The following is an 11,302-nucleotide window of genomic DNA, read 5'->3' as shown; positions in this document are numbered from 1 at the left end:
GTTCTCGGTGTCGGCGGGTGGGCCGGGGCTGGTAGCGGCCTGGTTCCGGCACCGGGGCCGGATTTTAGGGCGGTGCAGATCGATGGTCCCTCAAGCGCTCCGTCGGTGACTGCTGGATCCGCTGCACCGGAGTCGGTGTCCTCCGGATCTGAGGGGCTCGAATCCGCTCCTGCACCCGCGTCGATGCTGATGCCGGCATCGACGCGCTCCGAATCGGTCCCTTCGGGTCCCGAAACGAAGGCTTCGGGCCCGCCGGGGGTGCCGGGGAAGATCATCAATGAGCCGCCGCCGGTAGCGGTGGCCAAGGGCTTTGATAAGGCAACCGATGTCGTTCAGGGCGTTTCGGTGAGGGTGTCGGGGCGGAAGGCGGTGCCAGGTGAGGCGCGCGGTGTCGGGGAGGTGGCCGGGCCGGCGGTCCAGTTCACCCTCACGGTGACCAACCGCACCCCGGAGCCGGTTTCCCTGGCGGAGGCGGTGGTGAACGTCGAGGCGGGATCGGGCCGGGTCCCGGCGGAGCTGCTCAGCGGCCCGGGCGCCGTGGCCTTCCCCGCCGAAGTGGGTGCGGGAAAGACGGTCTCGGGTGTCTTCGTCTTCCGGATTCCCCCCGATCAGCGTGGAGCGGTCCGGGTCCTGTTCCACCATCAGGCAGTCACGCCGGTCGCGGCCTTCGAAGGCTCCGCGCCAGTGCAGGGAGAGGCGCCATGAGCAACACCAGCATCCCGACACCGATGTCGGCTGCGGGGAGGACCGCGGGGCATCCATGGTGCCGGGGCGTGCTGCGGAAGTCCGTGGCGATGGTGGCGGTGGGTGTTTTCGCGGTCGTGGCGGGGCTTGTTGCCGGCCCGATCGCGTCGGCGGACACGGCGCCGGACCCGGCCGGTGCGGCGAATCCGGCGACGGTGTCGGCGGATCCGTTGCCCACGGTGCAGGTCGATGGGGTGGTGTGGCAGCAGGTGGTCGTGGGGAACACCGTCTATGTGGCGGGTAACTTCACCACGGCCCGGCCGGCCGGTGCCGCGGCGGGGACGAGCACGGTGGCACGCAATAACATCCTGGCGTATGACATCACCACGGGTGCGCTCCTTCAGTCCTTCGCGCCGAGCTTGAACGCGCAGGCCCGGTCGATCGCGGCGTCGCCGGATGGTTCGAGGATCTACGTCGGTGGTGCGTTCACCACGGTGAACGGGGCCCCGGCCTCGCGCATCGCGGCTCTCGATCCGACGACGGGTGCGTTGATCTCCTCCTTCAAGGCGGTGCCGAACTCGCGGGTCGATGCGATCGTGGCGACATCCGACGCGGTCTACCTGGGCGGCTGGTTCTCCGCCGTCGGGTCGACGTCACGGCCGAGGCTCGCCGCCGTCGATGCGGCCACCGGCGCCCTGCGCGGCTGGAGTCCGAAGGCCGCAGGAGGGGATGTCTCCGCGATGGTGCTGTCCCCTGACCGCAGCAAGATCGTGGTGGGCGGCAGCTTCACCACGCTCAACGGGTCCTCGAACCCCGGGTATGGGCTGGCCGCTGTCGATACGGCGACCGGTGCGTTGCAGCCATGGGCGGTCAACGGTCTGGTCCGCAACGGTGGACAGGATGCGGCGATCACCGCCTTGGCCAGCGACGGTACGCGCGTCTACGGGACCGGTTATGTCTTCGGTGCCGGCGGGAACCTCGAGGGGACGTTCTCGGCTAACTGGGCGGACGGGTCCGTGACGTGGGTGGAGGACTGCCACGGCGACTCCTACGGTGTCGCACCCATCGGCGAGGTGATCTACACGGTGGGGCACGCCCACTACTGCGGCAATATCGGCGGGTTCCCCGAATCGAACCCGCGGGACTGGCAGCGGGCCATCGCCTTCAGCAAGAGCACGACCGGGACCGTCAAGCGGAACAGCGTCGGCAACTACTTCAACTTCGAGGGCACTCCTGCCCCGTCGCTGCTGACCTGGTTCCCGCGGATGACCGCCGGCACGTTCACCGGTCAGGGCCAGGCGGCCTGGTCGGTGACCGGCAACGCCGACTACGTGGTCCTCGGTGGGGAGTTCCCCCGGGTCAACGGCAAGGGACAGCAGGGACTGGTGCGCTTCGCCGTCCGCAGCATCGCCCCCAACAAGGTCGGCCCCACCGTCACCGGTGCCGCGACGAATCCGACGCTCACCTCCACGGAAGCCGGCCGGGTCACGGTGAAGTGGACGGCCAACTGGGACTACGACAACGAGAACATCACCTACAAGGTGATCCGTGACGGTCAGATCGCCACCCCGGTCCACCAGGTCTCGCAGCTGTCGAAGTTCTGGCAGCGGCCCGTGCTCACGTTCGAGGACTCGGGCCTGGCTCCCTCCTCGACGCACACCTACCGGATCTTCGCCACCGACCCCTTCGGCAACGAGGTCCGCTCCGAGACCGTGAGCGTCACAGTCATGGCGGGCACCGCGGCGAACACCGCGCCGGTGGCACGGTTCACGCAGGAGATCAACGGCCTGAGCGCGTCCTTCGACGGGTCCGGTTCGACCGACGCCGACGGCACGATCGCCTCCTACGCCTGGGACTTCGGCGACGGGACGACAGGCACCGGTGTGAGGGCGTCGAAGACCTACGCCGCGGCCGGCACCTACACGGTGAAGCTGACCGTGACCGACAGTGCCGGGGCGACGAACTCCGTCTCCAGGGCGGTCACCGTCGCTGCCGACACTCCCGTGAATGCCCCTCCTACGGCGGCGTTCACGTACACGGCCACCGGTCTGGCGGCGTCCTTCGACGGGGCGGGTTCGGCCGACGCCGACGGCACAATCGCCTCCTACGCCTGGGACTTCGGCGACGGGACGACAGGCACCGGTGTGAGGGCGTCGAAGACCTACGCCGCGGCCGGCACCTACACGGTGAAGCTGACCGTGACCGACAATGCCGGGGCGACGCACTCCGTCTCCAGGGCGGTCACCGTCGCTGCCGGGGATCAGCCGGCCGAACTGGCCCGGGACGCCTTCGGTCGGACCGTCACCGGCGGGTGGGGCAGCGCCGACGTCGGCGGGCCCTGGCTGGTCGGAGGATCCACGGCCAAGTACTCGGTGGACGGCAGCGCGGGCCTGATGAACCTCGCGGCGGCAGCCTCCAGTGCCAATGCCCGGCTCGACGGGGTGTCGTCGCTGACCACCGACACCCGGTTCACGACGAAACTCGACAAGGCCCCCAACGGGGGAGGCCTGCACCTGACGGTGATCGGCCGCAACGTGGCCGGGGCCGGGGACTACAGGACGAAGCTCCTGATCTCGGGGACCGGCGGCATGTCGCTGATCGCCGAGAAGGCCGTCAACGGGACGGTCACCACCCTCGGAAGCGCTTCGGTGCCCCTGACCTTCACCGTGACCGACACCTACAACGTGCGGGTGCGGGTCTCGGGAACGGCTCCGGCGACGGTGCAGGCCAAGGTGTGGGTGGCCGGAACCGCGGAGCCTTCCACCTGGCAGCTCACCAGGACGGACTCCGAACCGGTCCTGCAGAAAGCAGGATCAGTGGTCGTGGACGCCTACCTCTCCAGTTCGGCGACCATGGCACCGCTGAAGGTACGCATCGACGACTTCCTCGTCCAGTAGCCGAGAAGTCCAGCAGCACCGGCCACGTCCGGCGAGGAGGGCGGGTGAATCCCGCCCTCCTCGCTCGCGCCCCTTCGGACCCCTAGACGATGCCTTCCGTCAGCGCGTTGGGTGTGCCGAACCGGTGCGCCGTGATGCTGATGGCCTGCTCCTGCAGGAACGGGAGCAGTTCCACCCGGCCCGCTTCGGTGACGGGCTGTGCGTAGATCGCGAGGTCCGGACGTCCGCCGGTCGCGGCGGCCAGCGCGGACAGGCCCCCGCCGATCAGTCGGACGCGCCGGACGGGAAGCGCTGAGGCCCGTGCCAGCCACCCGCCGTCGTCCTCGATGGTGAGTGTCTCAGCCTGTTCCCGGACGACCGCACGGAGCGCAGCCGGGAGCTCCACCGCGCTCGAGACCGACACCGGGGCGCCGGCCGCCTTCGCCGCGAGGAGGACGCGGACGAGATCGGCGACGGGGGCGCCGTCCGCGAGGCGCACCGTCACGGGGTGGGCCAGGTAACGGAAGAGGTTGCGTTCGGCCGAGAGGCCGGAGACATCCTTCACCTGGCCGAACTCACCGTTCCAGGCCGCGGCATCCGATGCCGCGGCGCGGCCCAGCCGGCCGACGTCTGCTGCAGGCAGGCCCGCCGAGCGCGCAGCGGACAGCAGCGGAGCCACGGCGGACAGGGGCGCACCCTGGGCTGCCGATTCCCGGGAGGACCAGTTCCCGAGTCCCACGAGGTAGTTGGGGCCGCCCGCCTTGGTGCCCGCCCCGACGGCGGACTTCTTCCAGCCGCCGAAGGGCTGGCGCTGCACGATGGCACCGGTGATGCCCCGGTTCACGTAGAGGTTGCCGGCCTGCACGCCGTCGATCCAGGCGGCGATCTCACGGCTGTCGAGGGAGTGGATGCCGGAGGTGAGGCCGTAGTCAATGTCGTTCTGCAGGGCTATGGCGTCCTCGAGCGTCGGCGCGGTCATGATGCCGAGGATGGGGCCGAAGTACTCCGTGAGGTGGTACGTCGATCCCCGCTTCACGCCGTCGCGCACGCCGGGGCTCCAGAGACGGCCCGAATCGTCGAGCCGCTGCGGCTCCACGAGCCACGATTCGCCGTCCCCCAGCGTCGTCAGCCCGTCGAGGAGCTTGCCGGCGGCCGGCTCGATGACGGGACCCATCTGCGTGGAGGGGTCCGACGGGTAACCGACGGCCAGCGAGGTCACTGCGTCCAGGAGCTGGTTGCGGAAGCGCTGCGACGTGCCCACGCTGCCCACGAGGATGACCAGGGAGGCGGCCGAGCATTTCTGCCCGGCGTGGCCGAAGGCGGACTGCGCGACGTCCTTCGCGGCGAGGTCGAGGTCGGCGCTCGGTGTCACGATGATCGCGTTCTTGCCGGACGTCTCGGCGAGCAGCGGCAGGTCGGTGCGGAACGAGCGGAAGAGCTCAGCGGTCTCGTACCCGCCGGTGAGGATGACGCGGTCCACCCGGGCGTCGGAGATGAGGCGGCGCCCGAGGTCGTTCTCCTCGACCTGGACGAGGTGCAGGACCTCGCGCGGCACGCCCGCTGCCCAGAGGGCCTCGATCATGACGGAGCCGGAGCGCCGCGCCTGCGAGGCGGGCTTGATGATCACCGACGAGCCGGCGGCGAGGGCAGCGAGGGTCGATCCCGCGGGGATCGCCACCGGGAAGTTCCACGGCGGAGTCACGACCGTGAGGCGGACGGGGGAGTACGAGGCGCCGTCCACGTCGTCGAGCTCACGGGCACGCTCGGCGTAGTAATGGGCGAAGTCCACGGCTTCGGAAATCTCGGGATCCGCCTGGTCGAGGGTCTTCCCGGTCTCGGCGGCCATGACCTCCATGAGGTCGGCACGGCGTGCCTCGAGCGCGTCGCCCGCCCGGTGAAGAACGGCCGCGCGCTCGGCGCCCGAGAGGGAACCCCAGGAGGATGCTGCGGTGACCGCGCCGGCGATGGTGTCCTCGAGGTCCTCCGCCCGCGTCAGCGTGGTGGCGGCGACGACGTCGTTGCCCAGGTCGGAGGTGGCCACACGCTCGAGGATCGCCCGGCCCCAGGCCCGGTTGGCCGGGAGGGACGGGTCGGTGTCCGGGGTGTTGACGAATCCGGACCCGGGGTGGGCCGGTTCCGGGAGCGTGCGGTCCTGCCGGCGGTTCGGGGCCGGGATGGAGGTGTCGAGCGCTGCCAACGACGCGAGGAAGCGGTTCTTCTCGCGTTCGAACAGAGCCTCGTTCTCGGACAGTTCGAACACCGCCGACATGAAGTTGTCCTGGCTCGCGCCCTCCTCGAGGCGGCGGATCAGGTAGGCGATGGCGACGTCGAACTCGCCCGGATGCACCACGGGCGTGTAGAGCAGCAGCGACCCGACGTCGCGCTTGACGGCCTCGGCCTGGCCCTGCGCCATCCCGAGGAGCATCTCGAACTCGATGCCGGACCGTACACCCCGCTCGCCGGCGAGGAGCCAGGCGAAGGCGAGGTCGAAGAGGTTGTGGCCCGCGACGCCGATGCGCACGTTGTCGACGCGCCCGGGCTGCAGGGCGTAGTTGAGCACGCGCTTGTAGTGCGTGTCCGAGTCCTGCTTCGAGCCCCACGTGGCGAGCGGCCAGTCGTGCAGGGACGCCTCGACGTGTTCCATCGGGAGGTTGGCACCCTTGACCACGCGGACCTTGATGCCGGCACCGCCCCTGGCACGACGGGCCGCCGCCCACTCCTGCAGCCGGATCATCGCTGCGAGGGAGTCCGGGAGGTAGGCCTGCAGCACGATCCCGGCCTCGAGGTCCATGAACTCGGGCCGGTCGAGGATCGCCATGAAGACGGCGATCGTGAGGTCGAGGTCCTTGTACTCCTCCATGTCGAGGTTGATGAACTTCCGCTTCTCGGACCGGGCGGCAATCGCGTAGAGGGGTGCGAGCTTCTCGGCGACATGCTCCACAGCCTCTTCGAAGGCCCATGCGGGGTGCGGTGCGACGGTGGAGGACACCTTGATGGAGACGTAGTCGACGTCCGGGCGCTCGAGGAGCCGGACCGTGCCTTCGAGCCGGCGATCGGCCTCGTGCTCGCCGAGGACGGCCTCGCCGAGCAGGTTCACGTTGAGCCGGATGCCCTCACGCTTGATCCTGCTGATGGACCGCCCGAGCCTGGCATCGGAGGCGTCGATGATGAGATGCCCCACCATCTCCCGGAGGACGCGGCGGGCGATGGGGATGACGACCTGCGGCAGCACGGGGGCGACGGCGGCGCCGACCTTCACGGCCGAGCGCATGTACCAGGGGAGGAAGCCGGGGACCTTCGGGGCGATGGCACCGAGGTTGCGGGCTGCGACCGAGAGATCCTCGGGGCGGATGACGCCGTCGACGAAGCCCACCGTGAAGGCAAGTCCGTCGGGATCCTTGAGGACGCCCGCGAGCTGCTTGGCCGAGGAGTCCACCGGTACCTTCGATGCCTCGGTCAGCCAGCGCCGGACGAGGGCGACCGATGCCCCCGGCAGTGCTGCAGGGATGTCCGTCGTCCCGCCGGGACCGGCGGAGAATTCGGGCGCGCGGTCCGACCCCGGGTAAGGAGTGGGGTGCGCGTCATGGAGCGCCGGGGTGTCGGCGAGGCCCTCGAGGGGCGGGATCTGGGTTGTCATGGCAACGGCTTTCGGTTCGACGGCTTCCGCCGGGCACAGGATGAAGCAGCTACTTCATATCCAGTATCGGTCCGGCCGTACGATTAGGAAAAGCAATGATTACCGAAGGGTATTCATCAGTAGAACCGAACTGGGAGGCTCCGTGCTCGACCTGCGCAGACTGCGCCTGCTCCGCGAACTCAAGATCCGCGGAACCCTCGCCGATGTTGCTGCTGCCCTCAGCTACAGCCCTTCCTCCGTGTCCCAGCAGTTAGCCCTGCTCGAGAAGGAAGTGGGCGTGGAGCTGCTGCGGAAGACGGGCCGGCGGGTGGTCCTCACGGCGCAGGCCGAAGTGCTGGTCGCGCACACGGCCGAACTTCTCGAGACCCTGGAGCGGGCGGAAGCCGACCTGGCGGCCTCCCTGACCACGGTGTCCGGCACCGTCCGTGTGGCTGTCTTCCAGTCGGCAGCCCTGGCGCTCATGCCCGATGCCCTGACGGTCATGACGCGCGACTATCCCGACGTCCGCGTGGAGATGGTGCAGCGGGAGCCCGAGACGGCCCTGTACGAGACGTTCGCCCGGGACTTCGACCTCGTGATCGCCGAGCAGTACCCGGGCCACGCGGCTCCCCGCCACCCGGAACTCGACCATGTGCCGCTGACGGAGGATGCGATCCGCCTCGCCGTCCCCCTGGTCGGACCCGCCGGCGGGATCTCCTCGGTCGCCGGGGCGGCGGGAGCCGCCTGGGTGATGGAGCCTCGGGGGGCGGCGTCCCGGCACTGGGCCGAGCAGGCGTGCCGGCGCGCCGGCTTCGAGCCCGACGTCCGCTACGAGACGGCGGACCTCCAGGCGCAGATCCGGCTGATCGAGTCGGGCAACGCCGTCGCCCTCATGCCGGACCTCGTGTGGACCGGCCGGAATGTGCCCGTGCAGCTGTTCGACCTGGACGAGGAGCCCCGCCGGTCCATCTTCACGTCGGCGCGCCGGGCCGGCGCGCGACGGCCCGCCGTCCTGGCCGTCCGCGAGGTCCTCGACCGTGCCGCGGCCGACCTGCGCCGTCCGGCCCGGGTGCCGCAATAAATGGTCCCCCCGTCCTGTTGACTCCTACGACGTGCATTTTCGCGTCGTACCACCACGCTCCTAAGGTTGATGCATGACCCAGTCCACCCAGCTTGAGTCCGCCTCCGTGCCGGCCACGGTCGAGAGGGTCGCGGAGACCGTCCTCCCCACCCGGTACGGCACGTTCCGCATGATCGGCTACCGCGACGGCGAGGGGACCGAGCACGTCGCGCTCGCGCAGGGAATCCACGACGGCGTGCACGCGGCGCAGGATGCAGCTCCGCTGGTCCGCGTCCACAGCGAGTGCCTGACGGGCGACGCCTTCGGGTCCTGGCGCTGCGACTGCGGGGAACAGCTCGATGCTGCGCTCGCCGCCATCTCCGAGGAGGGCCGCGGCGTGGTGGTCTACGTGCGGGGGCACGAGGGCCGGGGCATCGGCCTGCTCGACAAGCTCAAGGCGTACGCCCTGCAGGACCGGGGCGTGGACACGGTCGACGCGAACACCGCCCTCGGGCTTCCCATCGATGCCCGGCGCTACGACCAGGCCGCAGAGATCCTGCAGGACCTCGGCATCGGCGCCGTCCGCCTGCTGTCCGGGAATCCTGCCAAGGAGGAAGCGCTGGAGGACCTGGGCATCGCGGTCTTCGAGCGTCGTGGACTGCCCGTGTCCGAGCGCTCGGAGAACGCGGGATACCTCGCCACCAAGCGTGCACGGATGCGGCACGACGAGGCCCCCTCGGCCGACGCCTGGAGCGACCTGCTCGACGGCGTCGTCCCTGCGGCTCCCGCGCCGGGCGAGGCGGAGGAGCTCGCGCACCGGTACGGCTACCTGGCCGGCGCGTCCGGGCAGATCGTCGCCGGGCAGCTGCGCCAGAGCCTGGACGGTTTCATCGCGTCGCGCTCCGGCGACTCCGGCTTCCATGAGGACCGCGGCGACCACGGGCACCTCCAGAGGCTGCGCGCCCTCGTGGACGCCGTCGTCGTCGGGGCGTCCACCGTGCTCACCGAGGACTGCTCGCTCGCCGTCGAGGACGTACCGGGCAGCAGCCCCGTCCGCGTGGTGCTCGACGCCGCGGCGCGGGTCGGTGTCGACGCTCGCGTCCTCGCCGACGACGGCGTGCCGACCCTCTGGATCGTCGGGCACGACGCGGACGTGCCCGCGGCCCTGCCCGCATCGGTGGAGGTGGTGAAGCTGGCCGCTGACGATTTCGCGCCGCGCCGCGTCCTCGACATCCTGCAGGCGCGGGACCTGTGGAAGGTGCTGGTCGAGGGAGGCGGCAATACCGTCTCACGCTTCCTGGAGGCCGGCCTGCTCGACCGCCTCTACCTGACCACTGCTCCGGTGCTGGTGGGCGACGGCGTCCCCGGCATCCGGTTCTCCGGGTCGGATGCGCTGGCGGAGGCCCGGACGGCTCCCGTCCGGCGATTCGTCTTCGGCCAGGACATCTGCACCGAGTTCAACTTCGCCGCCGTGCGCTGAGCCTGCACCGGGCGTGCATCGAGCCGGCGCCCGGATGCTCGGTTCACACCCCCGCGCCAGGGCGGAAATGCCGCAGCATCCCGCCCTGGCACATCCCGCCGGGCACAGCCGACCGTGGGATGGATGCTGCAGGAGGCGCCGCTACGAGTCGCCGCCGAGCCTCTTGCTCTTGTTCTGCAGGCGGTCGATGTGCTCCGAGGCCTCCGCCTTCGTGATGTCAGCCGGGATCTCCTCGCCCGCCTCCCGCGCCAGCGTGTCGAGGTAGCTGCGCTGCGCGGCGGTCATGGGCTCGTCGCCCGTGACCCAGTCCGCCGGATCGCGCTCAAAACCGCCCTCGGGCTCGGAGGCGGGGCTTCCCAGTGTGTCTGCCATGTCGGTTCCTGTCGGTCGTGGCCAGCGTGAGCCATCAGTCTACTTACTTTCCCGAGGTGGCCCGCGGGGGCAGGTGCGCCGCCGGGGGAGAGGCGGCTTCAGCCGGGAACACGCTGCCGCCGCGGCGCTGCTCGAGGTACGCGCGCAGGTATCGCTCCGAGTGCGCGGCGAGGAGCATCCTGCCGCCCGCGTACCGCACGCCTCCGCGTGCCCTGCTCGCGACGGCGAGCCAGCTGCAGACGGCGCGTTCGAGGAGCCAGGCCGGTGCCCACAGGGCGGCTGTGGGCCCGAAGACCTGCCGTCCGCCCCGCCGCCGTCGGCCCGCCTCGGCGACGGCGACGACCGCCAGACCTGCCAGCGCGAGGCTGCGCCCGGCAGGCCTGGCCAGGAGGACGGCGGGCAGCAGGCCGAGTTCGACGGCGAGCCTTCCGGGCTGCGCGAAGCTGTCGTAGGCCTGGCGGACCCGCTGCCGGGCGAAGTGCCGGGAGGAGCAGGGGATCCGTGCCACGAAGAGGTCGTCGGCGCGGGCCTCGACGCCACCGGCTGCCTTCACGGTGCGGATGAGCTCGAGGTTCTCGAAGAGGGCGTCGGCGCAGTAACCACCCGCCGCGAGGAGCGTGCTCCGCCGGACGCCGAGCGTACCCGGATAGTCGGAGGAGAACGCCCTGTTGAGCAGTGTGCGGCCCGTGTCCCACCGGGCGTGCCACGGCAGCCGGGCGAAGTAGTTCTGGGGGCGCACGAGGTCGGACTCCTCGAGGAGCTCGAGGACCCACTGGAGCTCGGGGCGCCGGTACCGGACGTCGTCGTCGGCGATCACGACGAGCTCGTGCCGTGCGACGGCGAGCCCCGTCAGCACCCCGTGCACCTTCCCGTTGCCGCCCCGAAGGACGAGCGCCGGATCGGGCCGGAGGTGGCGGACCTCCGGCGGGAAGGCCCTGGAATGCCGGTCAAAGAAGGGCTCGTCGGAGCCGTCGACCACGGTGACGTCGACCCAGCGGACGAGATCGCGCAGGTAGGCCGCCAGGTCCGTCACGGGCCCCGCGCCGGTCCACTTCAACGGCAGGATGTATTCGGCTGCGTACTGCATGGACGGTGGGTGTCCTCCTTGTGCAACGGGTTTCCGGACCGGCTGGCCGCTTCCCTTCAATTACTAAGCGTGCTTATGGTGGGCACGCAAGGAACCGGCGGGCGCGATTGCCCGTAGACACCAGGAG

At 70.5% G+C, this 11,302-nt stretch carries 7 protein-coding genes; 4 read left to right on the top strand and 3 right to left on the bottom strand.

Annotation, left to right across the window (positions count from 1 at the left end):
• The first annotated feature begins 189 nt into the window (after positions 1-189).
• Positions 190-705, top strand: coding sequence for a hypothetical protein (locus tag ACX80H_RS02950; RefSeq protein ID WP_459310905.1), 516 nt, complete (start codon positions 190-192; stop codon positions 703-705).
• Complete coding sequence (locus tag ACX80H_RS02945; protein ID WP_459310904.1) at positions 702-3,581, top strand: PKD domain-containing protein; 2,880 nt, start codon at positions 702-704, stop codon at positions 3,579-3,581. The genes ACX80H_RS02950 and ACX80H_RS02945 overlap by 4 nt, the downstream gene beginning before the upstream one ends.
• Positions 3,582-3,663: 82 nt before the next feature.
• Here the strand turns inward: ACX80H_RS02945 and ACX80H_RS02940 are convergent, their stop codons facing one another.
• On the bottom strand, positions 3,664-7,197 hold the full coding sequence (locus ACX80H_RS02940) for a bifunctional proline dehydrogenase/L-glutamate gamma-semialdehyde dehydrogenase (protein WP_459310903.1): 3,534 nt from the start codon (positions 7,195-7,197) through the stop codon (positions 3,664-3,666).
• A 142-nt stretch (positions 7,198-7,339) separates the two neighbouring features.
• Here ACX80H_RS02940 and ACX80H_RS02935 point away from each other — a divergent pair, with 142 nt between their 5' ends.
• Both ACX80H_RS02935 and ribA read left to right on the top strand, forming a co-directional pair.
• A complete protein-coding gene (locus tag ACX80H_RS02935; RefSeq protein WP_459310902.1) occupies positions 7,340-8,257 on the top strand; it encodes a LysR substrate-binding domain-containing protein in 918 nt (305 codons plus the stop codon).
• Between the two features lie 73 nt (positions 8,258-8,330).
• Complete coding sequence (ribA, locus tag ACX80H_RS02930) at positions 8,331-9,716, top strand: GTP cyclohydrolase II (protein ID WP_459310901.1); 1,386 nt, start codon at positions 8,331-8,333, stop codon at positions 9,714-9,716.
• A 141-nt stretch (positions 9,717-9,857) separates the two neighbouring features.
• Here the strand turns inward: ribA and ACX80H_RS02925 are convergent, their stop codons facing one another.
• Together ACX80H_RS02925 and ACX80H_RS02920 are read right to left on the bottom strand one after the other, a co-directional pair.
• Positions 9,858-10,088, bottom strand: a complete 231-nt coding sequence (locus ACX80H_RS02925) for a DUF3072 domain-containing protein (protein ID WP_459310900.1) — start codon at positions 10,086-10,088, stop codon at positions 9,858-9,860.
• 43 nt (positions 10,089-10,131) lie between these two features.
• Complete coding sequence (locus ACX80H_RS02920; RefSeq protein ID WP_459310899.1) at positions 10,132-11,175, bottom strand: glycosyltransferase family 2 protein; 1,044 nt, start codon at positions 11,173-11,175, stop codon at positions 10,132-10,134.
• Positions 11,176-11,302 lie beyond the last annotated feature (127 nt).

This window comes from Arthrobacter pasteuri, from assembly GCF_054510955.1.
Note: the sequence above shows the minus strand (reverse complement) of the source record. Positions and strands in the feature narration are given on the sequence as shown.

What these genes read in the sequence shown, in the direction of transcription:
- ACX80H_RS02950 (WP_459310905.1), top strand. Translation starts at nt 190, where the DNA reads ATGCCGGCATCGACGCGCTCCGAATCGGTCCCTTCGGGTCCCGAAACG.
- ACX80H_RS02945 (WP_459310904.1), top strand. Translation starts at nt 702, where the DNA reads ATGAGCAACACCAGCATCCCGACACCGATGTCGGCTGCGGGGAGGACC.
- ACX80H_RS02940 (WP_459310903.1), bottom strand. Translation starts at nt 7,197, where the DNA reads ATGACAACCCAGATCCCGCCCCTCGAGGGCCTCGCCGACACCCCGGCG.
- ribA (WP_459310901.1), top strand. Translation starts at nt 8,331, where the DNA reads ATGACCCAGTCCACCCAGCTTGAGTCCGCCTCCGTGCCGGCCACGGTC.
- ACX80H_RS02925 (WP_459310900.1), bottom strand. Translation starts at nt 10,088, where the DNA reads ATGGCAGACACACTGGGAAGCCCCGCCTCCGAGCCCGAGGGCGGTTTT.
- ACX80H_RS02920 (WP_459310899.1), bottom strand. Translation starts at nt 11,175, where the DNA reads ATGCAGTACGCAGCCGAATACATCCTGCCGTTGAAGTGGACCGGCGCG.